The following is a 24,114-nucleotide window of genomic DNA, read 5'->3' on the forward strand; positions in this document are numbered from 1 at the left end:
CTGCCGACATTCCTGCGGGAACATCAGAAGCTGGCCTGGCAATGCGCGGCCGAAGGCATGGACCATGTCCGGTATCTCGCCCGGCTTGTCGAACTGGAGTTGGTTGACCGGGAGCGGCGGATGGTCGAGCGCCGCATCAAGGCCGCCAGGTTCCCTACGGTCAAAAGCCTCGACAGCTTCGACTTCAGCGCCATCCCGAAGCTCAACAAGATGCAGGTGCTGGAACTGGCCCGCTGCGAATGGATCGAGCGGCGCGAGAACGTCATTGCCCTCGGCCCAAGCGGCACGGGCAAGACGCACATTGCCCTTGGCCTCGGACTGGCGGCTTGCCAGAGGGGGCTCTCCGTTGGCTTCACCACCGCCGCAGCCCTGGTCAACGAACTGATGGAGGCCCGCGACGAACGTCGCCTGCTTCGCTTTCAGAAGCAGATGGCTGCCGTCAAGTTGCTGATCGTCGACGAACTGGGCTTCGTGCCGCTGTCCAAGACCGGCGCCGAATTGCTATTCGAGCTGATCTCGCACCGCTACGAGCGCGGCTCAACCCTGATCACCAGCAATATGCCCTTCGATGAATGGACCGAGACCTTCGGCTCCGAGCGCCTCACCGGCGCACTGCTCGACCGGCTGACCCACCACGTCAGCATCCTCGAAATGAACGGCGAGAGTTATCGCCTCGCCAACAGCACTGCCCGAAAGCGGCATCAAAAGTCCTGAGATCAGATCGCCTCGATTTGGCCCCAAGGGGCCAATGCGCCATGGCACGCGCCAGCTCTATGGTAAGCGCGCGCGCCATGGCGCAGGCCACCGCCACCTGGCCTGGTTTTACGCCGCCGAGTGGCCGGGTTTTGCACCGCCGTTGACACTCGATCCGCATCGAGAACGGCCAGGGGTTCGCCCGCATCCGGCTGTCAGAGCGCGATGAGGTCGAGCCGATCTGGCGCGACATCAAGGCCGGGATCATCCGCAATGTCTCGGTCGGATACCGGGTCCATCGCTTTGAGCGGGTGGCGAAGGCCGACCGCACCGATGGCGGTCCGCGCGCCCTCTATCGCGCGGTCGATTGGGAGCCGCTTGAAATCTCTGCCGTCGCCATCGGTGCCGATCCCGGCGCCGGCATGCGGTCGGAAGCCAGGCAGTCTGACGCCCGGCAATTCCCCTGCGCGATCACCACGAAAGGACGAAACATGCCTGAAGACACCATTGCGGCGGGTGCTGATGAAACCCGCAACACCCCCGCCCCCGCGCAAACCCCTGCCATCCCGCAAGCCGCCCCGGCCGCGCCCGACGCGGAAAGCATCCGCGCGGAAGAACGCAGCCGCGTCAGCACCATCATGACGCTCTGCGCCCGGCATGATCTTGGCTCTGACCTTGCCAACGACCTGATCGCACGCGGCGTCTCGATCAATGCCGCCCGCGAGGCGGTTCTCGACGCGCTGGGCGATGCAAACCCGCTGGGCCGCACGGTCGAACTGGCCCCCGCGCAGGCGCGTGGCACCGGCGATGCCGCCTATCGCGATGCGGTTGCCGACGCGATCATGCACCGGGCGGCGCCGTCGCTGCATTCGGTGTCGCCGCAATCGCGGGAGTTCGCGTTCCGCAGCCTGATGGACCTGGCCCGCCATGCCGTCGAGCGCGCCGGCGTCAACACCGCCGCCATGCCCGATATGGAGATCGCGGGTTTCGCCATGGGCATGCGCTCGGCAGGCTACCACAGCACCGGAGACTTCCCGGCGATCCTCAGTAGCGTGGTCAACCGGACGCTGCGCGCGGCCTATGACGCCACCCCGCGCACCTTCGGGGCATGGTCCACGCGGGTGACGGTGCGGGATTTCCGGCCCGTTGACCGCCTGCAGATCGGCAACGCCCCCGATCTGGTCAAGGTGCCGGAAGGCGGCGAATTCACCTATGGCACCGCGACCGAGGGCAAGGAAAGCTATGCGATCGCCACCTACGGCCGCATTATCGGCTTCAGCCGGCAGATGCTGATCAACGATGACCTGCGCGCCTTTGACCGGGTCGTCCAGTCCTTCGGTGCCTCGGCCGCGAACCTTGAATCGGATATCCTCTATTCGATCCTGCTGTCGAACCCCGCCATGGGCGACGGAACCGCACTGTTCCATGCCAATCACGGCAACCTCGGCACTGCGGCGGCGATCACCGAGGAGTCCCTGACCGCAATGCTGCGCGCTTTCGCGGTGCAGAAGGATATCGACGGCCGAGCGATCACCGTTCTGCCGCGCAACATCATCGTGCCGCCCGGAAAACGCATGGTTGAAATCTACAAGCAACTCGCCGCGACCACGCCCGGCAGCACGGCCGAGGTGAATCCCTATTCGAACCGCTTCTCGGTGGTCGAGGAAATCCGGCTGGTGAATACCGCCGGTCCCGATCCGTGGTTCGCCGCGACCGATCCGGCCTTCGGCGCGGTTGAATACGCCTATCTGGCGGGTCAGGAGGGTCTCTATACCGAGCATCGGGTCGGCTTCGAGGTCGATGGCATCGAGTTCAAGGCCCGCCACGATTTCGGCGCCAAGGCCATCGACTGGCGCGGTCTCTACAAGAATCCCGGCCTCGCGTGATCTGACCCTCGACCCCGCGCGGGTCAGGGCAACAACACTTCATCTGGAGAAAGCCCATGAAAAACTTCATCGCAGCGGGCAACACGCTCACCATCACCGCCGAGGCGGATATCGCCTCGGGCGCAGGCGTTCTGATCGGCTCGATCTTCGGCGTTGCCACCGGCCCCATCGCCAATGGCGCGGAAGGCGTGATCAACCTCACTGGCGTCTATGATCTGCCGAAGACCGCGTCCCAGGCCTGGACGGTCGGCGCGCTGATCTACTGGACCGGAAGCGCCTGCACGAATGTCGCTTCAACCAACACGCTGATCGGCGTGGCGGTGCAGGCCGTCGGAGGAACGGCCAATGAGACGATCGGTCGGGTGCGCCTGAATGGCGCTGGCGTCACGGCCTGACCATGAATGCCTTTGCCGCCGCCGTGACCCGGATCTTCACCGATCCCCACATGGCGGTGGACGCGACATGGTTGCCGGGCGGGGTTCCGCCCGGCAGCACCATTCGCGCCATCCGCAAGGCACCTGACGAGGTGACCAGCTATGGCGGCGCGCGCATCTGGTCGGAAACCCTCCGCATCGATGTGATGGCGGCTGAAACCCCGTCGATCCAGCCCGGCGACCGCATCGTGATCGGCGTCGAGACCTTCGAGGTGCAGGGCGAGCCGATCCGCGACCGCGAACGGCTGGTCGTGACCCTCGATCTGAGGCCCGTATGAAGCTGCGCGCGGACATCACCAATATCGCCAGGCTGATGGCCGATGAGGTCAAGGCCGGCGAGAAGGCGGTGCATTTCGGGATCCGCGATGCCGGGATCGCGCTCAAGGACGCATGGCGGGGGCAGATCACCAGCGCGGGCCTCGGCCAGCGGCTGGCCCGGACCATCCGCTCGGAGATCTGGCCCAAGGGGCGGCACAGCATGAATGCCGCGTCGATGGTCTGGACCCGCGCCCCGGTGATCGTGAACGCCCATGACACCGGGTCGCTGATCCGCTCAAAGGACGGGTTTTGGCTGGCAATCCCGACCGAGGCCGCGGGCAAGAGCCGCAGCGGCAAGCGCCCGACACCCGGCGAATGGGAAGCGCGCACCGGGCTGCGGCTGATCTTCGTCTATCGCCGAACCGGCCCCAGCCTGCTGATCGCCGAGGCGCGGCTGACGAAGCACGGTCGGGCGACCGCGTCGCGATCCAAGACCGGGCGCGGCCTCGCCTCGGTGCCGATCTTCCTGCTGGTGCCGCAGGTCAGGCTGAAGAAGCGGCTGGATCTTGAAAAGCCGGCCAATGCCGCTCTGGCATCCCTGCCGGGCGCAATCGTCTCTCGTTGGGAACGCACATGACCACCAGGCGCGAAGAGGTTCTGTCGTCCCTGTTCACCCTCCTGCAGGGCATCGGCGGCGTCGTTGTGCAACGCAATGAGGTCCTGCCTGAGCGCATCCCCGCCGCCGGGCTGCTGATCCTGCGCGACGGAACGCCGGGCGAGGCGGAAGTGACCCTCTCGCCGCTGCGCTATCACTGGCAGCACCGGGCCGAGATCGAGGTCTTCATTCGCGGATCCTCCGGTCTGGAGCTGGCGTTTGACGCGCTGGCTGAACGGGTCGGGCAAGTGATCGCCGCCGACCGGACACTGGGCGGGCTTTGCGACTGGATCGAGACCGACGCGCCCGAACCTGCCGATCTGGCGGTCGAGGGCGCCCCGTCCATCAAGGCGGCGGTGCTGATCCTCACCCTGCATTACACCAGCAACGATCCGCTGGGTTGAGATGCGAACAAAGCAAGACCGGCGCGGAATCCGGCCTTGCCGCGCCGGTCCGCGCCGCGCCGCCGGTTGGGCGGATGTGCCTGTCTGATTCAGGCCGAATCCCCGGCCCGAATCGAACATCAGGAGAAAGAAATGAGCACCAGTCTTGCGATCGAAACCCCACCCCAGCCGGTCGTGTTCGAGAGCGAGGGAGAGGTTTTTGCCAGCAGCCGGGACGTTGCTGCCTTCTTTGGAAAGAACCACCGGGACGTGACGCGGGCAATCGACAACCTGATCGAGCAGGAGCCGGCATTGGTCAGGGATCCTCTGCAGGGCGCCGCGCCGGGGCACACGGGCGCCTACGACCGTCTGCCCATTTTTGCGCAGACGGTCCATGAGCGCGAAAACCCCAGTGGCGGCGCACCGATCCCGTCGTGGGCGTTCGACATGACCCGTGACGGCTTCACGCTGTTGGCCATGGGTTTTACCGGCGCCAAGGCCCTGAAATGGAAGCTGCGTTATATCGCCGCCTTCAATGCGCTCGAGCACGATCTGCGAAACCGCTCATCGGCAATCGACCTCAACGATCCGGCGCAGTTGCGCGCGCTGCTGCTCAGCTACAACGAGAAGAACGAGCAGCTTCAGGAGAAAGTGCAGGCGCTGCTGCCCGCACAGGAGAAGCTGGACCGGATCGCGCAGGCGGATGGGTCATTCTGCATCACCAACGCCGCCAAGCTTCTGCAGATGCGCCCGAAAGACCTGTTTCTCTGGCTGCAGGAAAATGGCTGGATCTACAAGCGCCCGGGCGGCGCGAGCTTTCTCGGCTACCACAGCAAGACCGCGACCAGCCTGCTCGAGCACAGGATCACCACGGTTTTGCGCGCCGATGGTTCGGAAAAGGTCACCGAGCAGGTGCGGGTGACCGCCAAGGGCCTCACCAAACTGGCCGCGTTGGTCAAGCCGCCATTGCAATAGCAGCGGGCTGCGATCAGCAACTTCCGTAATGGTTGCGCGAGAAACGGCAATATTCGCGGGCGACGCCCATCTGGATCATCTCGGCGGTGATATCGCGGCCATCGGGCAGGAAACTCTGCCCGACATAGCGACCATAGCGGTCGATATCGCGGACCTGGCAACGCAGGGTCTTGCCCGAAATAAGCCCGCGCAATGCAGCCGTGGCGTCCGATCCACCGGGACGGTTCCATTCCGGTGCATCCAGACCCCAGACGCGGATGCGCCGCGAATGGCCGCTGAGCGTGAATGTATCGCCATCGATGATCTTGCTGACCCGCGCCTCAAGAATGGCCGGGCGCGTCGCATCGGCGACCACCGGCGGCGCCAGTGAGACAAACCCGATCAGGGTGGCAATGGCGATGAACAGGAATTGGCGACGCGTACTCATGGCCAGCCCATGCCCCGAGTTGAGGCCTGATGGCAAGTCCGTCGCCAGAAATCAGTTAATAGAGAGGAGTCCATCATGGCACGCGCCCAAGGTGCGCGGTCGCAACTCGCGGCTGCGTTCGAGACTGTTTATGGCACCGCCCCGGCCAGCGGATTCACCCGCCTGCCCTTCGCCTCCTCGACACTGAGCGCCGAGCAGCCGCTGCTCTCGTCCGAGCTGCTGGGCTATGGTCGCGATCCGCTGGCTCCGGTCAAGGATGCGATCACCGCCGATGGCGATCTGACCCTCCCCATTGACGCCGAGGGTTTCGGCTTCTGGCTGAAGGCCGCGTTCGGGGCACCGACCACCACGGGCACCGTGCCCGGCCTCTATACTCATGAGTTCCGCTCCGACAACTGGACACTGCCGTCGATGTCGATCGAGGTCGCCATGCCCGAGGTGCCGCGCTTCGCCATGTATTCGGGCGTGATGGTCAACCAGCTCAGCTGGACCATGCAGCGTTCCGGCCTGCTGACCGCCAGCGCCCAGCTTGTGGCGCAGGGCGAGACCGTCGCCACCACGACGCAGGCCGGCACGCCGGCTGATCTGGACCTGAGGCGCTTCGGACATTTCAACGGCGCCATCACGCGCAATGGCACAGCACTGGGCAATGTGATCTCGGCCCAGATCACCTATGCCAACAATCTCGACCGGATCGAGACCATCCGCAACGACGGCATGATCGATGGCGCGGATCCCTCCATCGCCGCGCTGAACGGCCAGATCGAGCTGCGCTTTGCCGATATGGTGCTGATGAACCAGGCCATCGCCGGCGGGCCGTGCGAATTGGAATTCGCATACACCCTGACCAGCGGCGAAAGCCTGACCTTCACCGCCCACGCCGTCTATCTGCCCCGCCCTCGCGTCGAGATCAGCGGGCCGCAGGGCATTCAGGCCAGCTTCGACTGGCAGGCGGCGAAGGCCGCCAGCCCGGCGCGCATGGCAACCATCACCCTTGTCAACAACACCGAGGAATATTGAACCATGATCCGACTGAACATGACCACCGAGCCGCGCTGGATCGATCTGCTGCCGGGGCTGCGCCTGGTGGTCTGGCCTGTGACCACCACAATCATGGCGGCTGCCCGCGCGGATGCCGCGCTTGATGATCTCGACGACAACTCGCCCAGGGAGATGCTGGCCGTGACCATGGCGCAGGCCGTGGCTCGGCGCATCGTGGTCGACTGGACGGGCGTTGGCGACGGTGATGGCAACCCCCTGCCGGTCACGCCCGAAGGCATCGACGCGCTCTTGAACATCTGGCCGGTGTTCGAGGCATTCCAGGAAAAGGTTCTGGGCCCCTATCTGGTGCTGGATGCGGAAAAAAACGGCTCCGCGCCCTCGCCGAATGGCATTTCGGCGGGGGCGACCGATATTGCGCAGCCTGCCCCGGACACTGCCCCGACTGCCCTGCCCGGCTGAACCGTCCCGAAACGCGTGAGGGCTGGCAGGTCTGGGATCTGGCCAGCCGGATGAGTGGGCAGCTGCGGGCGATCCCCGGAGCGGTTCTCGGCTGGGACATGGGCGCGGCGCTGGAAATGGGCCGCGCGCTGGGCATTGCACCGCTCGCGGTCGTGGAACTGCTGCCGGTGATCGAGGCGGAAATGATCCGCCAGACCAACCAGAAGATCGAGGAAGGCAGAGGCGATGGCCGAGAAGAAGGTTTCCGTTCGTCTGGTCGCTGAGAACGGACGCCAGGTCCGGGCGGAACTGGAGGGCGTCGGCAAGGCCGGGGCCGACAGCTTCAAGCGCATGTCGCGTGAGGTCGACACCGCTGGCATCATGCTGCGCCGCCTCGCCGGCATCGCCGCCGGCGCGCTCTCGATCCGCCAGATGGCGCAATATGCCGATACCTGGACCGACCTGCGCTCCCGCGTCGATCTGGCGACCGGGTCGCAGGAGAAAGGCGCGGCGGTCATGGAACGTCTCGCCGATATGGCGCGGCGCACCTATTCCGATCTTGGTCAAACGGCGGAAAGCTGGCTCGCCAACGCCACCGCGCTGCGCGAACTCGGGCTTTCCACCGCCGAGAGCCTCGATTTCACCGAGGCGCTGAACAACGCCATGGTGGTCTCGGGGGCCAAGGCCGAACGCGCGGCCTCGGTCCAGAACGCGCTGTCGAAAGCGATGGCGCTGGGCAGCCTGTCTGGCGACAACCTCAATACCGTGATCCAGACCGGCGGGCGGGTGGCCGAGTTGCTGGCGGCGGAACTTGGCACCACGGTCTCAGGTCTGCGCCAGATGGGCACCCAGGGCGCGATCACCGGCGAGGTGATCCGCACCGCTCTGGTCGGCAATCTGGAGCTGCTGCGCGAGGAAGCGGACTCCATGCCGGCCACCATCGGCGACGCGTTCACGCTGATCGGCAATGCGGCGCTGCAACTGGTTGGCAGCTGGGATCAGCTTCTGGGTGCCTCCTCCACCGTCGCCTCTGTGCTGATCCTTGTCGCGGACAATATCGAGCGCCTCGCCTCGGTCGGCATCGCCTTCGCCGCATTCATGGCGGGGCGCTGGGTGGCGGCTTTTGTCGCCGCCCGTGTCGCGACCTTCAGCCTGTCCACGGCGCTGACCGTGCTGCGCGGGGCGCTGATCCGCACCGGCATCGGCGCGCTGATCGTTGCGGCCGGTGAGTTGATCTACCAGTTTTCCTCGCTGGTCAAATCGGTCGGCGGTATCGGCACGGCGTTCAAACTACTAGGTAGCGTGGCCCGAGAGGTCGGCCAGCGCATCGTCCTGGCGTTTCAGGCATCGTTCGCCCTGCTCACTGCGGCTTGGGATGGCTATCGCGCCTATGTGTTCACGGTGCTCGACCTGATCGTGACCGGGGTGGTCACCGCCGTCGACCGGTATGTCGCGGTCTGGCACGGCGGGTTTGAGGCGATCAAGGCGATCTGGGGCAGGCTACCGGATGCCATCGGCGATCTGGCGTTCAAGGCGGCGAATGGGTTGATCGCCGGCGTCGAGGCCATGCTGAACGGCGTCGTCACCCGGATCAACAGTTTCATCGGCGGCATCAACACCGCCCTCGCCATGCTGCCGGAATGGGCTGTCGGCGAAGGAGGCGCACAGATCGGCCTTCTGGACCCGTTCAGCATCGGCCGCATCGACAATCCGTTCGAGGGATCTACATCCGAGGCGGGCAGCGCCGCCGCTGAGGCGTTCAGCGCGGCATGGGACCGAACCTATATCGAGGCGCCCGACCTGTTCGGTGATCTTGCCGATCAGGCGGCCGCGGCTGCCTCCGCCCATCTTGATGCCGCGCAGGCGCTGGGCGCGGCTGCGGTCGCGCCGCTGGAAAGCTGGCAGGCGCTGAAGGATGCCGTCACCGCCTCAGGCGAGGACGGCGCGAACGCGCTGGACGATGCCGCTGGCACGGCCGAGCGGGTTACCGGTGCCATGGATCGCGCCGGTGGCGCTGCGGGCCGGGCCGGTGCAGCTGGCAGGAAAGCCGGCGAAGACACTGCAAACGGCGCGGAACAGGCGAAACAGGGCTGGGATGCGGTTATCGCCTCGCTCTCCGACTATGCCCAGAAGGCCCGCGACATCAGCGGTGATATCGGCAACGCGCTGGTCGGGGCCTTCCAGAGCGCCGAGAACGCCATCGGCGATTTCGTGAAATCCGGCAAGATGAACTTCCGCGATCTCGTGACCTCGATACTGGCCGATATGGCGAAGCTGGGCGCGCGCCGGTTCCTGCTCGGGCCGCTTTCGAATGTGCTCTCCGGGGCGCTGGGCGGCATCGGCGGCGGTGTGCTGGCCAAGGTCCTACATTCGGGCGGCATGGTCGGCGCGGCCGGCGCCGGCCGCATGGTCCCGGCCATGGCCTTTGCCAATGCCCCGCGCATGCACTCCGGCGGCTGGGCCGGGCTGCGCTCGGACGAGGTGCCGGCGATCCTGCAGCGCGGCGAGCGGGTGCTGTCGCGCCGGGAAGCGGCGGACTACGGAGGCGGCGTCACCGTCAACATCAACGCACGGGACGCCGAGTCCTTCCGGCAGTCGCGGGCGCAGATTTCGGCAGATATCGCGCGGGCCGTCGCCATGGGAAGGAGGGGAATGTGAGAAGCCCGGCCTTTCGGGCCGGGCGCGCGTGCTCTTAGCGGCGATAGTATTTGCCGGCCGGAATGGCGAGCCCCAGACGCCGCGCTTCCCGTTCGGTCAGCTTGTAGCCGTGATGCGCGGCGTGGTGGCCGGAAACCCGGCTGCTGAATGCATAGGCAGCAACATCGTCCGCGATACTTTCCACCAGCACCACGGTGGCCGGGCGGTCGGCGATGTTCATATAGCGCGTTTCATGGATGTGCATGTCCGTTCCCTCGCTCTGGGCGCGGGGATGGGCCCCGCCGCCTCTACGACCTCAGCCCCGCCATCGGGCGGGGCGGAGCCGGAGCCGGCGCGGCTCAGTCGATGTAATAGTCGTTGGCGGTGCGCGCCTGCAGGCGGCAATCGTCTTTGCCGTCGCGCCAGTATTCGCGCATCTCGACCCCCTCGCCCCAGACATGGCCCTTCATCGCGATATTGGTGAGCCGGGTCTTGAAAAAGCGTTCCCCGTTGACCTCGATCATGTCGGGAAGGGTGTCGGTGGCGCTGGTCATGGCGTGGTCTCCCTGGTGAGGCGATATCGCTTTCCTTGTCATCACCATCGCTCTGTAATCGCCCGGAGTGAAGGTAAATCACCGCAATATCATTGCTTTATCGAAGGAGGCGCTTATGGCGTTTCACGATGTCCGGTTCCCGGACAATATCAGCCGCGGTGCGCGCGGCGGGCCGGAACGGCGCACGCAGATCGTGGAACTGGCCTCCGGCGACGAGGAACGCAACGCCAGCTGGGCCAATTCGCGCCGCCGCTATGACATCTCCTATGGCATCCGCCGCGCCGACGATCTCGACGCTGTGGTGGCCTTCTTCGAGGCCCGCAACGGGCGACTGCACGGCTTCCGGTTCAAGGACTGGGCCGATCACAAATCCTGCAAGCCGAGCGAGACGCCGAATGCTGCCGACCAGCTGATCGGGACCGGGGACGGAACTGCGACCGCCTTCCAGCTGGTGAAGCGATACGCTTCCGGGTCGCAGACATGGGTCCGCACCATCACCAAGCCCGTCTCGGGCACAATCAGCATCGCGCTGGGTGGCGTCGCCCAAGTATCGGGCTGGTCGGTCGATCCGGCGACCGGCGTTGTCAGTTTCGCCGCGCCCCCTGGCAATGGCATGGCCGTGCGCGCGGGGTTCGAATTCGACGTCCCGGTGCGGTTCGATTCCGACACGCTCGACGTCACCCTCGATATCGAGCGGCTCGGCTCGATCACCTCCATCCCGCTCGTGGAAATCCGCCGATGAAAGCCCTCTCCCCTGCCCTGCAGGCGCATCTGGACGATGGCACCACCACGCTGGCCTGGTGCTGGAAGATCACCCGCGCCGATGGCGTGAGCTTCGGCTTCACCGATCATGATTGCCCTCTTGCCTTCGGCGGCACGGATTATGAGCCGGAAAGCGGGCTTTCGGCTTCGGAAATCCGATCTGGCTCAGACCTGTCGGTGGATTCGCAAGAGGCCGAGGGCGCGCTCACCTCGGACCGGATCACCGAGACCGATATTCTGGACGGGCGCTGGGACAATGCGCTGGTCGAGGTCTGGCGGGTGAACTGGGCCGCCCCCGGCCAGCGGGTGCTGATCCGGCGCGGCGCGATCGGCGAATTGCGGCGCGGGCGGCTGTCCTTCGTGGCCGAGGTGCGCAGCATGGCGCATGTGCTGGGCCAGACCGTCGGCCGGGTGTTTCAGGGCACCTGCGATGCGGCGCTCGGGGACGGGCGGTGCCGCGTCGATCTGGATGCGGGCGCGTTCAAGGGCATCGGAACCGTGGTTGATCCGATCCGGGACCGGGTCTTCACCGCCTTCGGCCTTGGCAGCTTCGCCAACGGCTGGTTTGCCTTCGGGGTGCTGGAATGGACATCCGGAGGCAATTTCGGTCGCCGCGACGAGATCATGCTGCACGAGGTCGCCTCTGGCGTGGTCACCATCACCTTGCTGGAGGCGCCGGTGCGCCCGGTTTCCGGCGGCGATGCCTCCACCATCCGCGCCGGCTGCGACAAGCGCGCCGAGACCTGCGCGGCGAAGTTCTCGAACATCCTCAACTTCCGTGGCTTCCCGCACATTCCGGGGCAAGACACTGTGGTTCGATACGCCCATGCCGATGGCGGCCATGAAGGCGCGGTGTTGTGACGCCAGCCGATCCGAAAAAGGTCGTGGCTGCCGCGCGCGGCTGGCTGGGCACGCCCTATCACGACCAGGCCAGCGTCAAGGGCGTCGGCTGCGACTGCCTCGGGCTGGCGCGCGGCATCTGGCGCGAGGTGGTCGGAAGCGAGACGCTGCCGGTGCCACCCTACAGCCGGGATTGGGGCGAGATCGGCAGCCGCGAGGTTCTGGCCGACAGCGCGGCGCGGGTGATGATCCGCATCGATCCCGAGACGGCCGGCCCCGGCGCGGTGGTGCTGTTCCGCATGCGCGCGGGCGCGATCGTCAAGCATGTCGGGATCCTCACCGGGCCTGACAGCTTCATCCATTCCTATGAGCGGCTCGGGGTGATCGAGGAACCGCTCACCATCGCATGGCGGCGGCGGATCGCCTTCGCCTTCCTGTTCCCGCGCCCGGCACCTCCCGCGCGCAAGAAGAAGACCTGACCCATGGCGACAATTGTTCTTGGCGCGGTCGGCACCGCCATCGGCGGCGGCTTTGGCGGTGCGATCCTCGGGCTATCGGGCGCGGCCATCGGCGGCATGATCGGCTCGGGCATCGGTTCGATGGTCGACAGCTGGATCGTCTCGTCCATGATGCCCGGCCAGCGCATCGAGGGCGCGCGCATAGACAGCCTGCGCGTCACCTCGGCGACCGAGGGCGTGGTGATCCCGCGCCTCTATGGCCGTATTCGGATCGGCGGCAATATCATCTGGGCGACCGATTTCCGCGAGGAGGTGAACACCACCCGCCAGGGCGGCGGCAAGGGCGGCGGGCCGAAGGTCACCAGCACCGAATACAGCTACTACGCTTCGTTCGCGGTGGCGCTCTGCGAGGGGCCGATCACCGGCATCGGCCGCATCTGGGCCGATGGCAAGCCGCTCGACACCTCCGCGATCACCCTGCGCTGGTATCCGGGTGACGAGGCGCAGGGGGCCGACCCGTTCATCGCCGCGAAGATGGGCGGCACGCAGGTACCAGCCTATCGCGGCACCGCCTATATGGTGTTCGAGGACCTGCTGCTGACCGATTTCGGCAACCGCCTGCCGCAGCTGTCCTTCGAGGTCTTCCGCCCGCTTGATGAACCCGACACCGCCGAGGGCCTGGTCGAGGCGGTCACCATCATCCCCGCCTCGGGCGAATGGGCCTATGCGACAGAGGTCGTGCGCAGGACCGAGGGCGGTCGTTCAGGATGGGGCAGCGGCGGGCGGATCGTCGGCGGCAGGACGTTTTCCGAGAACGTCAACGCGCTGCCCGAGACGCCCGACATGCTGGTCTCGCTCGACCGGCTCGAGGCGATGGTGCCTGCGGTCACCGGCGCCTCGCTGGTGGTCTCGTGGTTCGGCGACGATCTGCGCGCCGGCAATTGCAGCATCCGACCCAAGGTCGAGATGGCCGAGAAGAGCACGACGCCGGAATGGCGCGTGAACGGCGTCACCCGGTCGCAGGCGCTGGTGGTCAGTCAGGACGATCAGGGACGGCCAGTCTATGGCGGCACGCCGGCGGATTTCTCGGTGCTGCAGGCGATCCGCGAGATAAAGGCGCGCGGGCTCAAGGTGACCTTCTATCCGTTCGTGATGATGGATATCCCGGCCGGTAACACATTGCCCGATCCATACAGCGACAATGCTGCCGGCATCGGCCAGCCGGTGCTACCCTGGCGCGGCCGGATCACCTGCGCGCCAGCGGCCGGTTTCGCCGGAAGCATGGACAAGACCACGGTGGCCGCTGAGCAGGTTTCAGCCTTCTTCGGCACGGCCCAGCCAAGCGATTTCGCGGTCTCGGGCGACGATGTGTCGTGGATCGGCGCGGCCAACGATTGGGGCTTCCGGCGCATGATCCTGCATTACGCCCATCTCTGCGCGGCGGCGGGCGGCGTCGATGCCTTCCTGATCGGCTCGGAGATGCGCGGGCTGACGCAGATCCGGGCGTCGCGGTTTGGCCGAAGCTGGGCTTTCGACAGCAGCCTCAGCGGCTGGTCTCTTTACCACGCGACGGGCGGTGTTTCGGGCGGCGCGCTGACGTTCACGCCCAACAACGCGAATCCGCGCCTGCAACATAGCGCGGCCATCAATATGGACGGGCGCAAGGTCCGATACATGGTCATCGACTTCGAGCGCATCACGGCACGGACGACAGGGACATGGTTGGGTCGGATCCTGTTCTCGACGGACGCTCTGGCCCTGTCGCTGGCCCGGCAGGCGCGGTTCGGGGATGTTGCCGTTGGGATCAGGACGCGCGCCGTGGTCGATATGTGGGACCTGCAAAGTGGCGGCACCGCCTGGAAGGACGCGTCCGAGATCCGCGCCATCCGCATCGACATCGAGGAAGGCGGCCCGGATTCGTCTTTCCGCTTCTACGGCATCCATTTCACCGATGCGCTGCCGACCTATCCCGCCGTCGAGGAACTTCGCACGCTCGCCGCAGATGTCCGCGCGATCCTCGGCCCCGCCACGAAGATCAGCTACGCCGCCGACTGGTCGGAGTATTTCGGCCACCACCCGAGCGACGGCAGTGGCGATGTGTTCTTTCACCTCGACCCGTTCTGGGCGGATGCCAATGTCGATTTCGTCGGCATCGACAATTACATGCCGCTTTCGGACTGGCGCGACGGCTGGGACCATCTCGACGCGCAGGTCTGGCCCTCGATCCATAACCGGGCTTACCTGCAATCGAACATCGCCGGCGGCGAGGGGTTCGACTGGTATTACGCCAGCGAGGCCGACCGGATCGCGCAGAACCGCACGCCGATCACGGACGGTGCCGCGGGAAAGCCATGGGTGTTCCGCACCAAGGATATCCGTGCGTGGTGGTCGAACGAGCACGTCAACCGACCCGGCGGCATTGAATCGCCAGCCGCAACCGCATGGATCCCGCAGTCGAAGCCGATCCGCTTCACCGAGCTCGGCTGCCCGGCGGTGGATCGCGGCACCAACCAGCCGAACGTGTTTCACGACCCGAAATCTTCGGAATCGTTCTTCCCATACTTTTCGCGCGGCTGGCGCGACGACGCCATCCAGCGGGCCTATCTGGAAGCCAGCTATCTCTGGTGGGGCACGCCCGCGAACAACCCAATCTCCACCGAATATGGCGGGCGCATGGTCGATATCGCCAACAGCGCCGCATGGACCTGGGATGCACGGCCCTATCCGTTCTTTCCGCAGCTTGGTGGCCTCTGGGCCGATGGCGAGAACTGGCGCCTCGGGCACTGGCTGACCGGGCGGCTGGGCGCGGTGTCGCTGGCGGCGCTGGTGCGGCAGCTCTGCCTGCGCGCCGGGCTGCCCGAGGCGTGGGTTGATGTTTCGGGCCTGACCGGGGCTGTCGATGGCTATGTGATCTCGGCGCTGGAATCGCCCCGCACCTCGATCACCATGCTGGCGCGGCATTTCGGTTTCGATGCGGTCGAGAGCGAAGGCCGGATCAGGTTCGTGATGCGCGGCAGCCGCCCAGTCGCGACCATAGCCCCCGACAACATGGTGGCGGCGCAAGGCGACGTCATGGAGCTGACGCGCGGTCAGGAAACTGAGCTGCCGCAAGCCCTGAAATGGCAGGTGGCGCGCGCGGACGAGGATTATGACGGCATCACCGTCGAGTCCCGCCGCATTGCCGTGAGCGCCAGCAGGGTATCCTCGGACAGCTTTCCGATGGCGGTGCCGCCCGAGGAAGCCGACCGGCGCTGCCGCCGGGCGCTGATGGAAGCCTGGATCGGCCGCGAAACCGCCGCCTTCCGCCTGCCGCCATCGCGGCTGGCGCTGGACCCGGGCGACGTGATCGCGCTCGACCACGATGGGCGACACTCGGAACTGCGGATCATTTCCACCTCGGATGCCGAGGCGCGCAGCACTGAGGCCATCCGCCAGGACCGGGACGCCTATGATCTGCCGCCCGGCAGTCCGCGCCCGGCCTCGCTGACGCAGCCGGTGGTGTTCGGGGCACCGCTGGCGGTGATTCTCGACCTGCCGCAGCTGACCGAGGATCATGTCGCGCATCACCCATTGATCGCCGCCCATGCCCGACCATGGCCCGGCCGGATGGCGGTGTTCCGCAGCCCCGATCAGGATGGGTTCGACCTGCTGACCACATTCAGCGCCCGGGCGCGGATGGGCGAGCTGGTGGCCGATCTCCATGCCGGCCCCGGCTCGCGCTTCGATTACGGCAATTCGGTCTGGCTGGACCTGCCGACCGGCACGCTGGAAAGCGTGACCGACCTACGCCTGTTCAGGGGCGAGAACAGCATCGCGGTCGAGCAGCCCTCCGGGGCCTGGGAGGTTCTGCAATTCGCCGAGGCGGAACTGATCGCACCCGGCCGCTATCGCCTCTCGCGCCTGCTGCGCGGCCAGCGCGGCACGGATGTCGACATGGCCGCCATGGTGTCCGCGGGTGCGCGGGTGGTGGTGCTGGACACGGCGCTGGCGGAGCTTCCTGTCGCCGAGGCCGATCTGGGCCTGCCGTGGAACTGGCGCATCGGCCCGGCCAGCCGTCCGGTCAGCGATGACAGCTTCGCCGCACTGGCCTTCACACCGCGCGGCATCGGGCTGCGGCCCTTCGCGCCCGTGCATGTCGAGCAGCCGTGGCGGCGCGCGCGCAGCCCCGGCGACCTGACCATAAGCTGGAAGCGACGTGACCGTTCGCTGGCGGCCGATAGCTGGAACGCCGCCGAGATCCCGATGTCCGAGGCAAGCGAGTCCTGGCGGGTCGAGATCCTCGACGGCGCAACCGTCAAGAGATCCTTGACAGCTTCGACCTCCAGCGTGGTCTACACCGCGGCGCAGCAGAGTGCCGATTGGGGCACGCCGCTCGCCCCCGGTGCGTCCCTCGATGTCCGCATTGCCCAGATCGGGCAGGCCTTCGGCGCCGGCGCCGCCCCCATCACCACCCTCTGGTTCTGATCAGGAGACAATCCATGTCCGACACCACAGCGCATCTGGCGCTGCCCTTCATCATGGCCGCGCAGGCGCAAAAACACGTCACCCTGAACGAGGCGCTGCGCATGCTCGACGGCATCGTCCAGCTGGCGATCCTCGATCGCGACCTGACCACGCCGCCAGCCAGCCCGGCCGAAGGCGACCGCTACATCCCCGCCAGCGGCGCGGGTGGTGCGTGGTCGGGCTGGGCGGGGTCCATCGCCTACTGGATCGACGGCGCCTGGATGCGGATCCTGCCGAGCGCCGGCTGGATAGCCTGGATCGAGGACGAGGCGCAGGCCATCGTCTGGACCGGATCGGCGTGGATCCCCGTGGTGGATGCCATGGGCTTCATCGCGCAGGCAGCCTCGGTCGCCGTGGCGCGGGAGGCAAATGGCGCGACCACCGGCATGGCGGTGCGGGAAGAAACCCTCTCCGGCCTTTCCGGGGCCAGCCGGGACTCGACCATCCAGATCCCCAACCGCGCCATCGTGCTCGGCGTCTCCGCACGAACCGTGACCGCGGTGCTGGGGGCCAGCTCCTTCGACTGCGGCGTCAACGGCGAGCCCTCGAAGTTCGGCGGCTCGCTCGGCGTGGCCGTGGGCAGCAGCAATATCGGCGTCATCGGGCCGACCGCCTTCTATGCCGACACGCCCGTGCGCCTCACCGCCAATGGCGGCAGCTTTGCCGGCGGCGCGGTACGCATCGCCATCCATTATCTGACCTGCAGCGCGCCGGGCTGAACCCATGGGAGAGAGCTTCATGGATACCATCCGCGAATGGTGGGGCGCGATCATGGCGGCAACCGGGCTGGGCGTGTGGCTCGTGCGGCTTGAGGGCAGCAGCAAGACTGCCCTGCGCGAGGTAGCGCGGCTGGAAAAGCAGCTCGACGCCGACCGCCAGGCGATCTCGGAAACCCGCAAGGAACAGAACGAGATGCTGCGCGAGATGCGCGCCGACATCAAACGCCTGTTGGAACGCAGCGGACCCGCCCGCGACTGACGCCGAACACTGCCCCCGCCTTTCGACCCCGACCCCGCCAGCGCGCGGGGTTTTTCATTTGGAGAGACCCATGACGTTTTATCAACATTGGCGGAACCTGCCCGCGACCGCCTGGCACTGGCCGAACTTCTCGCCCGCCGAAATCGCCTGTCGTGGCACCGGCAAGCTGCTGGTCAACGAGGATGCACTGAACCGGCTGCAGGAACTGCGCGTGACGCTCGCCAAGCCGCTGATCGTGAATTCGGCCTATCGCAGCCCCGAGCACAACAAGACGGTCGGCGGCGCGAATGCCTCGAAGCATCTCGAGGGCACCGCCTTCGACATCTCGATGGCGAACCACGATCCCGCCGCCTTCATCGCCGCCGCCCGCAAGGCAGGATTCAAGGGCATCGGCACCTATCCGCGCTCAAACTTCATCCATATCGACACCGGCCCTGCCCGCGCTTGGGGCGAGCCCTTCCCGGCGCGGGCGAGCAGCTTCGCGCCCGACCAGGCCCCTGCCCGCGAGCATCTGGCCGACAGCCGCACGATCAAGGGCGGCGGCGCGGCCGGGATCGGCACCGTCGGCGCGGCCGGCGTCGAGGTGGTGCAGGAGGCGCTGGCCGAGGCACAGGGCGCGGTGCAACCGCTGATCGGGCACCTCGACACGCTCCGCTGGCTGTTCGTCGCCCTGGCCCTCGGCGGGATCGCGGTGACGATCTACGCCCGGCTGGACGACTGGAAGCGGGGGCGGCGATGATCGCCGCCCTTGCCTCGCTGTGGCGGCGGGCCGTGCCCTGGCTGGCCCTCGCCGCCGCCATTCTTCTCTTCACCCTCGGCGCGCGCCGCACTGGCGAGAAAGCCGGGCGCGCGGCAGAGCGCCTCGAGAACCTCGAAAGGACCAATGATGCGCTGCGACACATGCTTGAAGCCGGGGCGGATCGGCCCCGTGATCGCGATGACCTTGCTGAGCGCCTGCGGGACGGGAAGTTCTGATCATGGTGCCTGTCCGCCGGTGGTCGAGTATCCTGCGGCCGAGCAGGAACGGGCGGCAGCGGAGATCGAGGCGATGCCGCGGGATTCCGTGGTCGTGGGGATGATGGCGGATTACCATGTGCTGCGGCGGCAGGTTCGGGGTTGTAGAGGTGCAGAGATTGATAGCAAATCCTGAAGTTTGGACGGAGGGCGGCCGTTCGCTGCGATCACCACAAACGTCAGCCATGAGCAGTTTAGTGGACCTCAACACCCGCAACATGGCGGGGCCGCATCGGCCGAACGGGGCGGGTTAAACCCCTGAACTTCCTGAACAAAATTGCATCAAGGCGATAAACTACTGATTGTGAACAATGAATCTTGATGCGATCGCGTCCACGATGTATCACCCATTAGGGCAACCGGCCAAGGGGAGGCAGCTTTGACGTCCGGCACCGGCATCGCCACTGTGGCTGGATTTGCCGACCGCCTGGAGCACTTGCTCGAGGCGCTCGGACTGCATGGCGACCCCGACTTTCTGAAGAGTGCCGACGCGTTAGGGTCGATCCAGGTAGCCCAACCGGTCCGCTCGGCGTTCGAGCGGATGGGCCTCGTCGGCGCGTTCTGCCCCATGTCATCGCTCGGTTCCGGATCGACCCGCCGCGTCCCGGTCCTCTATGTTGCCGCCGCCCTCTCCGGGAATGCAGACGCCGTGCACAGGGCGGTATGGTCCCAGTCTGTTGCACCGCTCCTGCTGATCGCAACTGAGAAGGGGTTTGAGATCCGCAACGGATTCGATTACCGGAAGAAGACGCAATGGCCTTGGTCGGAGCTTGACGGCGGTCTGCCCGCCGCGCTCGCATCCCTGACGGCGGCCGCGCTCCGGAGTTCGGCGTCGTGGCGAGACTTTCACGTCCCGACCCGCGTCGACGAGCGTCTCGGCCGTGCCGTTCGGGAGCTTAGCGACGCCACCGTGCGCCGGGACCGTCGGCTTCACGACCGGCGCGACCTAGTTAACGCGCTTGTCGGCCGGTTCCTCTACCTCTACGTGCTCGCCGATCGCGGCGTCATCGACCAAGCTTGGATCGACCGCCTAACGGTCGACGGCCGGCCAGCGTGCCCGAATGTGGTCTTGGACGAAAGAGTAGAGGACGGACGCACGCCGACTACCCGGTGGCCCGCCATCCAGACGTGGCGGCTCTTCGACGCCATCGACGAACAACTCAACGGCTCGATCTTCCCGATTGGAACGGCTGATCGGAAGCGCATCGGACCGGAAACACTCCATTATGTTCGCCGTGTCCTTCGGGCGGACGACGCGCAAGGCGACCAAATCCAGTACGGCTTCCTCGACGTCGATTACGCGACGATCCGAACCGAGACCATCTCTGCTCTGTACGAGTGCTTCTTCGAACTCGAGAACGGCGAAGGCAAGAAGGAGGACGGCGCGTTCTACACGCCACCGTTCCTCGTCGACTATGTCGTCGATGAGATCGACCATCTGCACCCCTTCGACGCCGATTCGCTCGTCGTCGATCCAGCATGCGGTTCCGGGGCGTTCCTCGTTGCAGCCTTCAGGCGCATCGTGGAGAAGCAGCGGTCGGAGGGCAACGCCCTATCCGCCCGGCTGCTGCATGAAACCTTGGCCCGGTGCATCGCCGGGTTCGAAATCAAAATGCAGGCGACCAACGTCGCCAGGTTCAGCCTCTATCTCACGATGCTCGACTACCTGCCCGGGCTCACACTGCGTGATTTGCCGCCGATAGCGGACCAACCGCGTTTGTTCCCGAAACTCGCTAGCCGAGTCTGTACGCAGGACGCCTTCGACACCCTCCCCCAGGGCCTGCGCCGCAAGGCGACGCATGTCCTCGCCAACCCGCCGTGGACGAAGGTTCCTGAACTCTCCAAGGCCAGCACCTATCGCGCGCGCATCGCCATGGCGAAGAACGGCAGCCTCGTCTCGCCCAAAGACGGCATGGCGGAAGTGTTTTACTGGCGAGCGTTGCGCGACCTGTGTGCGCCTAACGGCCACGTTGCGATGGTCCTGCCAACCAAGTCGTTCATCGCCCCGTCCGCGACCGCGTTTCCCGCAGCGCTCGCCGATGCCTCCCGCATCATCGGCATAACCAATCTCGCCCACTTTCGCGAAAAGCTGTTTGCGAACGCGCGCGAGGCCGCGACAGTCGTCTTTGCAACCCCAAAGGCTCCCGAACCGCTCGATTGGACTTGGCGCTACTCTCCGAAACCCTCCAGTCAGCCCGTCGGCCGCGATGGCGTCCCGTGGGCAATCGTGGTCGATCGCGGACAGGTGGAGCGATTCCGGCAGGCCGACCTCGTCCTTCCGGGACACGAATGGTTCCGGGACCTCATGCTACAGCCACTCGACCGTCAGCTGGCTTCGGTACTATCGAACTCGCGCGACGGCGCGGCCCGGTCACTGGGAGCGTTCATGGAATCCGCCTCGATCGCTGTGAAGCGGGGCGGCAGCCCCAGGGAGACTGGTCTCCCGGCGGCCATGCTTCTCAACACTAAGTCCAACCACTACCGTCTGCGGCTGGGCGACCTTCCGGGCACAGAACCTGACTACGTACTTCCGCCGGAGCTTATGGCACAAGTCCCGGCCTCATTTCGGACCGCCTTCGAGGGGCCGATGATTCTCATGTCACGGGCGCAGTCAGACTTCCTGCTGGTCCACGGACCGGCCGCATACTCATCGTCGTTGCTCGGCATTTACTTCACCGGTGGACCACTCTCCCGGCAGGACAAGGTAGCCGCGCTCCGCGAGATCGGGGAATTCCCAAGGACAAGCGTGGGTAGATACCTCCTCGCCCTCTTCGGCCGACTCTGGGTCTTCGACCAGCGCCGGTTCGAAGCAAAGGACCTGCGCAGCCTTCCCTTTCCCTATTGCGACGTGCAGGACCTGCTTGCGAACCCCATCACCGGCTTCGACGACGAGGCCTTCACTTCGTTCTGCCGGTCTCGCTTCGGCCAGACCGCGCTCTTCGAGGTCGCCGTCGCTGAGCATCACAATCTGCGCGAAGGCTATCAAGACGGCCGTCGGCCGGCCGCAGGCTCCAATCCGACCGACGACGGCGCACGCGACGCCTATGTGGCGGTCTTGCGCGATCAGATCGCGACGCTGCTGCCCGAAGAGATCAGCGTCGAATTCGCCGATGCTGAAGCAGGCTGTCTCGCCTACCGCATCACCATCGGAGGAGAAGCGGCCCCGCCCGCACCAAGCCACCAGCTGCAGATCGGTGAGGAGGCCACGCTCCGGCTGGTGCGCGGCCCTACCAGCACTAGGATTGACGTGATTAAGCCCGACGTCCGGTCTGCTTGGACCGTCGAGCGCGCCTACGCGGACGCGCTCTCGGCCGTTCGGGAGATCATGGCTGCGTGACAACGACGGCATTCCATTCGCGCGTGCCGGTCGGCGGCGACGCGCGCGCCAAGGGCTGGGAGCGATTCGCGGCAATGGCATGCGACGCGCTGCGGCAGGCAGCGGACATCCTCAGCGCGCATGGCCTGGGATTCGACCACACTGCCGCTGCAGGATACTGGGCGAGCGGATCGCGCAAGGCTAAGGGGTCGGACGTCGTGCTGCCCCTGGAGAACGGAATCACCGATCCTCTCGTCCGCGCGCTCGAACTCGTCCGCGCTGCTGCTCCGCCGGAGCACCTAATCAGCCGGTATCAGGTCTGCTTCGTCCAACAGCAGCCCCGCAAGAAGCAAAACAAGGTTGGCTCAAAGGCCTACACGACCGACATCCAAGTCAGGTCTCTCGTCGTGCCGGAACTCGATCTAAGGATTGAGGCCAAGGTGCTCTTTGGCGGAGCGGACGTTTCTGCTTACTGCGGAAAGAACGGTCTCCTCCGCTTCGCCGACGCGGAACCCTACACCGACCAGCACGTCGGGATGATGCTCGGCTATTCGGTCCGGCGCGACGACGCCCACTGGCTCAAGGAGATCCAGAAGAACGCCACATCCTTAACTGCCGTCGGGCCGTTTGAGAAGCTCGATCTCGAGGGAGCCCACGTCACCGGCTCGCTGGTCACCTCGCACGCGACCGGGCACGTGCTCGTCCTCCACATGCTTCTGCCTTTCGAGACGAACCCGTCCGCGCGGGCGATCGACTCGGCACCAAAGACGAAAAAGCCCAAGTGAGCAGCCGGGTCAATCGCCCGCTGCGGCGCGGTCCTGCTCCCGTTTCCCCACGCAGCCTAAAGCGTTTCGGGATTAACCTGCGACATAGCCAGCTGCCTGAAAGTAGTTCCAGCACTCAGCGGGCGTGAACATTCCGCAGATGTCTCGGAGCGCGTCGAACAGTTCGGTAAAGGTGCGTGCGCCGACCTTGCGCAGATGCGCTTTGAGCTTCGAGAACGCCTGCTCGATGGGGTTCAGGTCTGGGGAGTATGGCGGCAGGTAGAGAAACCAACAGCCAGCCTGCTTGATGGCTTTGGCTGCCTCGACGTTCCGGTGTGTCGCGAGGTTGTCCAGGATGACAACAGTGCCGGGCATCAGTTCCGGCACCAGAACCTTTTCGACGTAGGCGGCGAAGGCAGGTCCGTCCATCGCGCCCTTGATGACCCAAGGGGCAATCAGGCCGTTCTGGGTCAGTCCTGCAATGAAGGTCTGGCTGTTCCAGTGTCCGAAGGGCGCGTCCATGGCGAGCCGCTCACCGCAGGGAGCGCGACCAGGGAGGCGGGTAAGGTTCGTTTTGATGGACGTCTCATCAATGAACACAAGCCGTTCCGGCTGGCGCCGCATTGCAGGCAAGCGGCGCGTCAACCAATCGTGCCGGGCCTGCCTTACCCTTGCGCGGCCCCGTTCGCTGGCCACCAGCGATTTTTTTTATAGGTGAAGCCGAGCCGCGACAGCAGCGCGGCAATGGAGGAATGGTGAACTTCGACACCTTCCGCCATCGCTAGGGCGTCGCGCAGCTCGAAGAGCGTGATGTCAGGATCCTGGGTGACCAGTTCCTCGAACAACGCCTGATAGGGCGCGAGCTTGCCTCGCCCAAGAGGGCGGCCCTGAGGCGCGGGATGAGCGTGACCGCGTGTCCGGATCAACTGTGCCCACCGTGCGCCTGTTGCAGCTGACACCTTCAAGCGCATGGCTGCGGCACGGCCGCTCAGTCCCTCTTCAATATACCGCTGAAACCGCGTCCGAAGCGCATTCGGCAAAGGTGCTGACATGACCCATCCTCCCCGAACAAGAGGAGCACAAACTGGGTCTTGCAGGAATCCCTCTGCGATTCACGTTTTTACCGAAACGCTTTAA

General features: G+C 65.9%; 24 protein-coding genes and 2 pseudogenes. 22 read left to right on the forward strand and 4 right to left on the reverse strand.

Going from position 1 to position 24,114, the window contains the following annotated elements:
* The 7 genes from istB to ACTJI6_RS20135 form a co-directional block, all read left to right on the forward strand.
* Positions 1–714, forward strand: a 714-nt coding sequence (istB, locus tag ACTJI6_RS20105; protein ID WP_440803190.1) for an IS21-like element helper ATPase IstB, incomplete at its 5' end; no start/stop codon positions are given.
* A gap of 191 nt (positions 715–905) precedes the next feature.
* Positions 906–2,579, forward strand: coding sequence for a prohead protease/major capsid protein fusion protein (locus ACTJI6_RS20110; protein WP_440803215.1), 1,674 nt, complete (start codon positions 906–908; stop codon positions 2,577–2,579).
* 56 nt (positions 2,580–2,635) lie between these two features.
* Positions 2,636–2,974: a DUF2190 family protein gene (locus ACTJI6_RS20115; protein ID WP_074969904.1), complete on the forward strand. Its 339-nt coding sequence runs from the start codon at positions 2,636–2,638 to the stop codon at positions 2,972–2,974.
* Between the two features lie 2 nt (positions 2,975–2,976).
* A complete protein-coding gene (locus ACTJI6_RS20120; protein WP_074969902.1) occupies positions 2,977–3,291 on the forward strand; it encodes a head-tail joining protein in 315 nt (104 codons plus the stop codon).
* A complete protein-coding gene (locus ACTJI6_RS20125) occupies positions 3,288–3,908 on the forward strand; it encodes a DUF6441 family protein (protein WP_440803192.1) in 621 nt (206 codons plus the stop codon). The genes ACTJI6_RS20120 and ACTJI6_RS20125 overlap by 4 nt, the downstream gene beginning before the upstream one ends.
* Positions 3,905–4,330: an acyl-CoA transferase gene (locus ACTJI6_RS20130; RefSeq protein WP_074969898.1), complete on the forward strand. Its 426-nt coding sequence runs from the start codon at positions 3,905–3,907 to the stop codon at positions 4,328–4,330. Before ACTJI6_RS20125 ends, ACTJI6_RS20130 begins: the two co-directional genes overlap by 4 nt.
* A gap of 132 nt (positions 4,331–4,462) precedes the next feature.
* Positions 4,463–5,284 (forward strand): phage antirepressor KilAC domain-containing protein, encoded by an 822-nt coding sequence (locus ACTJI6_RS20135; protein WP_440803193.1) that lies wholly within the window; start codon positions 4,463–4,465, stop codon positions 5,282–5,284.
* A gap of 13 nt (positions 5,285–5,297) precedes the next feature.
* Here the strand turns inward: ACTJI6_RS20135 and ACTJI6_RS20140 are convergent, their stop codons facing one another.
* Positions 5,298–5,711, reverse strand: a complete 414-nt coding sequence (locus ACTJI6_RS20140; protein WP_440803194.1) for a thermonuclease family protein — start codon at positions 5,709–5,711, stop codon at positions 5,298–5,300.
* A gap of 75 nt (positions 5,712–5,786) precedes the next feature.
* Here ACTJI6_RS20140 and ACTJI6_RS20145 point away from each other — a divergent pair, with 75 nt between their 5' ends.
* The 4 genes from ACTJI6_RS20145 to ACTJI6_RS20160 are packed head-to-tail and all read left to right on the forward strand — an operon-like array spanning position 5,787 to position 9,809.
* A complete protein-coding gene (locus ACTJI6_RS20145; protein ID WP_440803195.1) occupies positions 5,787–6,731 on the forward strand; it encodes a phage tail tube protein in 945 nt (314 codons plus the stop codon).
* Between the two features lie 3 nt (positions 6,732–6,734).
* Entirely contained in the window at positions 6,735–7,172 is a 438-nt protein-coding gene (locus ACTJI6_RS20150; RefSeq protein ID WP_440803196.1) for a hypothetical protein, read from the forward strand.
* 50 nt (positions 7,173–7,222) lie between these two features.
* Positions 7,223–7,435: a DUF7697 family protein gene (locus ACTJI6_RS20155; protein ID WP_440803197.1), complete on the forward strand. Its 213-nt coding sequence runs from the start codon at positions 7,223–7,225 to the stop codon at positions 7,433–7,435.
* A complete protein-coding gene (locus tag ACTJI6_RS20160) occupies positions 7,398–9,809 on the forward strand; it encodes a tape measure protein (RefSeq protein WP_440803199.1) in 2,412 nt (803 codons plus the stop codon). Before ACTJI6_RS20155 ends, ACTJI6_RS20160 begins: the two co-directional genes overlap by 38 nt.
* A 34-nt stretch (positions 9,810–9,843) precedes the next feature.
* On the opposite strand, the gene ACTJI6_RS20165 is transcribed toward ACTJI6_RS20160, so the two are convergent.
* Together ACTJI6_RS20165 and ACTJI6_RS20170 are read right to left on the reverse strand one after the other, a co-directional pair.
* Positions 9,844–10,053: a hypothetical protein gene (locus ACTJI6_RS20165; protein WP_440803200.1), complete on the reverse strand. Its 210-nt coding sequence runs from the start codon at positions 10,051–10,053 to the stop codon at positions 9,844–9,846.
* Between the two features lie 94 nt (positions 10,054–10,147).
* The gene (locus tag ACTJI6_RS20170) at positions 10,148–10,342 is read right to left on the reverse strand and encodes a hypothetical protein (RefSeq protein ID WP_440803201.1); all 195 of its coding nucleotides are present in this window, start codon (positions 10,340–10,342) and stop codon (positions 10,148–10,150) included.
* Positions 10,343–10,457: 115 nt separating this feature from the next.
* Here ACTJI6_RS20170 and ACTJI6_RS20175 point away from each other — a divergent pair, with 115 nt between their 5' ends.
* From ACTJI6_RS20175 to ACTJI6_RS20225, 11 genes and pseudogenes are all read left to right on the forward strand, one after another.
* Positions 10,458–11,084: a phage distal tail protein, Rcc01695 family gene (locus tag ACTJI6_RS20175; protein WP_440803202.1), complete on the forward strand. Its 627-nt coding sequence runs from the start codon at positions 10,458–10,460 to the stop codon at positions 11,082–11,084.
* Complete coding sequence (locus ACTJI6_RS20180; protein ID WP_440803203.1) at positions 11,081–11,965, forward strand: DUF2163 domain-containing protein; 885 nt, start codon at positions 11,081–11,083, stop codon at positions 11,963–11,965. Before ACTJI6_RS20175 ends, ACTJI6_RS20180 begins: the two co-directional genes overlap by 4 nt.
* Positions 11,962–12,423: an NlpC/P60 family protein gene (locus ACTJI6_RS20185; protein ID WP_440803205.1), complete on the forward strand. Its 462-nt coding sequence runs from the start codon at positions 11,962–11,964 to the stop codon at positions 12,421–12,423. The genes ACTJI6_RS20180 and ACTJI6_RS20185 overlap by 4 nt, the downstream gene beginning before the upstream one ends.
* Before the next feature lie 3 nt (positions 12,424–12,426).
* Positions 12,427–13,908, forward strand: a pseudogene (locus ACTJI6_RS20190) (baseplate megatron protein TIM-barrel domain-containing protein); the annotation flags it as partial.
* A gap of 456 nt (positions 13,909–14,364) precedes the next feature.
* A pseudogene (locus tag ACTJI6_RS20195) lies at positions 14,365–16,866 on the forward strand (baseplate multidomain protein megatron); the annotation flags it as partial.
* Between the two features lie 14 nt (positions 16,867–16,880).
* Complete coding sequence (locus ACTJI6_RS20200; RefSeq protein WP_440803206.1) at positions 16,881–17,624, forward strand: DUF2793 domain-containing protein; 744 nt, start codon at positions 16,881–16,883, stop codon at positions 17,622–17,624.
* A 19-nt stretch (positions 17,625–17,643) separates the two neighbouring features.
* Positions 17,644–17,883, forward strand: coding sequence for a hypothetical protein (locus ACTJI6_RS20205; RefSeq protein WP_440803207.1), 240 nt, complete (start codon positions 17,644–17,646; stop codon positions 17,881–17,883).
* Positions 17,884–17,953: 70 nt separating this feature from the next.
* Complete coding sequence (locus ACTJI6_RS20210; RefSeq protein ID WP_440803209.1) at positions 17,954–18,622, forward strand: YcbK family protein; 669 nt, start codon at positions 17,954–17,956, stop codon at positions 18,620–18,622.
* Positions 18,619–18,858, forward strand: a complete 240-nt coding sequence (locus ACTJI6_RS20215; protein ID WP_440803210.1) for a hypothetical protein — start codon at positions 18,619–18,621, stop codon at positions 18,856–18,858. Before ACTJI6_RS20210 ends, ACTJI6_RS20215 begins: the two co-directional genes overlap by 4 nt.
* Positions 18,859–19,276: 418 nt before the next feature.
* Positions 19,277–22,234, forward strand: a complete 2,958-nt coding sequence (locus ACTJI6_RS20220) for an HsdM family class I SAM-dependent methyltransferase (RefSeq protein ID WP_440803211.1) — start codon at positions 19,277–19,279, stop codon at positions 22,232–22,234.
* A complete protein-coding gene (locus ACTJI6_RS20225; protein ID WP_440803213.1) occupies positions 22,231–22,998 on the forward strand; it encodes a hypothetical protein in 768 nt (255 codons plus the stop codon). The genes ACTJI6_RS20220 and ACTJI6_RS20225 overlap by 4 nt, the downstream gene beginning before the upstream one ends.
* Positions 22,999–23,070: 72 nt before the next feature.
* Here ACTJI6_RS20225 and ACTJI6_RS20230 read toward each other — a convergent pair.
* Positions 23,071–24,029 (reverse strand): IS630 family transposase gene (locus tag ACTJI6_RS20230; RefSeq protein ID WP_440803214.1). Its coding sequence is split into 2 segments (ribosomal slippage): positions 23,071–23,685 and positions 23,688–24,029, totalling 957 coding nucleotides; the frame shifts between segments, so codons are not numbered across the junction.
* Positions 24,030–24,114 lie beyond the last annotated feature (85 nt).

The sequence above is a fragment of the Paracoccus sp. 22332 genome (assembly GCF_052045125.1).
Taxonomy (GTDB): domain Bacteria; phylum Pseudomonadota; class Alphaproteobacteria; order Rhodobacterales; family Rhodobacteraceae; genus Paracoccus; species Paracoccus haematequi_A.

What these genes read in the sequence shown, in the direction of transcription:
- ACTJI6_RS20125 (WP_440803192.1), top strand. Translation starts at nt 3,288, where the DNA reads ATGAAGCTGCGCGCGGACATCACCAATATCGCCAGGCTGATGGCCGAT.
- ACTJI6_RS20205 (WP_440803207.1), top strand. Translation starts at nt 17,644, where the DNA reads ATGGATACCATCCGCGAATGGTGGGGCGCGATCATGGCGGCAACCGGG.
- ACTJI6_RS20140 (WP_440803194.1), bottom strand. Translation starts at nt 5,711, where the DNA reads ATGAGTACGCGTCGCCAATTCCTGTTCATCGCCATTGCCACCCTGATC.
- ACTJI6_RS20115 (WP_074969904.1), top strand. Translation starts at nt 2,636, where the DNA reads ATGAAAAACTTCATCGCAGCGGGCAACACGCTCACCATCACCGCCGAG.
- ACTJI6_RS20180 (WP_440803203.1), top strand. Translation starts at nt 11,081, where the DNA reads ATGAAAGCCCTCTCCCCTGCCCTGCAGGCGCATCTGGACGATGGCACC.
- ACTJI6_RS20200 (WP_440803206.1), top strand. Translation starts at nt 16,881, where the DNA reads ATGTCCGACACCACAGCGCATCTGGCGCTGCCCTTCATCATGGCCGCG.
- ACTJI6_RS20135 (WP_440803193.1), top strand. Translation starts at nt 4,463, where the DNA reads ATGAGCACCAGTCTTGCGATCGAAACCCCACCCCAGCCGGTCGTGTTC.
- ACTJI6_RS20130 (WP_074969898.1), top strand. Translation starts at nt 3,905, where the DNA reads ATGACCACCAGGCGCGAAGAGGTTCTGTCGTCCCTGTTCACCCTCCTG.
- ACTJI6_RS20215 (WP_440803210.1), top strand. Translation starts at nt 18,619, where the DNA reads ATGATCGCCGCCCTTGCCTCGCTGTGGCGGCGGGCCGTGCCCTGGCTG.
- ACTJI6_RS20175 (WP_440803202.1), top strand. Translation starts at nt 10,458, where the DNA reads ATGGCGTTTCACGATGTCCGGTTCCCGGACAATATCAGCCGCGGTGCG.
- ACTJI6_RS20160 (WP_440803199.1), top strand. Translation starts at nt 7,398, where the DNA reads ATGGCCGAGAAGAAGGTTTCCGTTCGTCTGGTCGCTGAGAACGGACGC.
- ACTJI6_RS20165 (WP_440803200.1), bottom strand. Translation starts at nt 10,053, where the DNA reads ATGCACATCCATGAAACGCGCTATATGAACATCGCCGACCGCCCGGCC.
- ACTJI6_RS20120 (WP_074969902.1), top strand. Translation starts at nt 2,977, where the DNA reads ATGAATGCCTTTGCCGCCGCCGTGACCCGGATCTTCACCGATCCCCAC.
- ACTJI6_RS20210 (WP_440803209.1), top strand. Translation starts at nt 17,954, where the DNA reads ATGACGTTTTATCAACATTGGCGGAACCTGCCCGCGACCGCCTGGCAC.
- ACTJI6_RS20150 (WP_440803196.1), top strand. Translation starts at nt 6,735, where the DNA reads ATGATCCGACTGAACATGACCACCGAGCCGCGCTGGATCGATCTGCTG.
- ACTJI6_RS20145 (WP_440803195.1), top strand. Translation starts at nt 5,787, where the DNA reads ATGGCACGCGCCCAAGGTGCGCGGTCGCAACTCGCGGCTGCGTTCGAG.
- ACTJI6_RS20170 (WP_440803201.1), bottom strand. Translation starts at nt 10,342, where the DNA reads ATGACCAGCGCCACCGACACCCTTCCCGACATGATCGAGGTCAACGGG.
- ACTJI6_RS20155 (WP_440803197.1), top strand. Translation starts at nt 7,223, where the DNA reads ATGAGTGGGCAGCTGCGGGCGATCCCCGGAGCGGTTCTCGGCTGGGAC.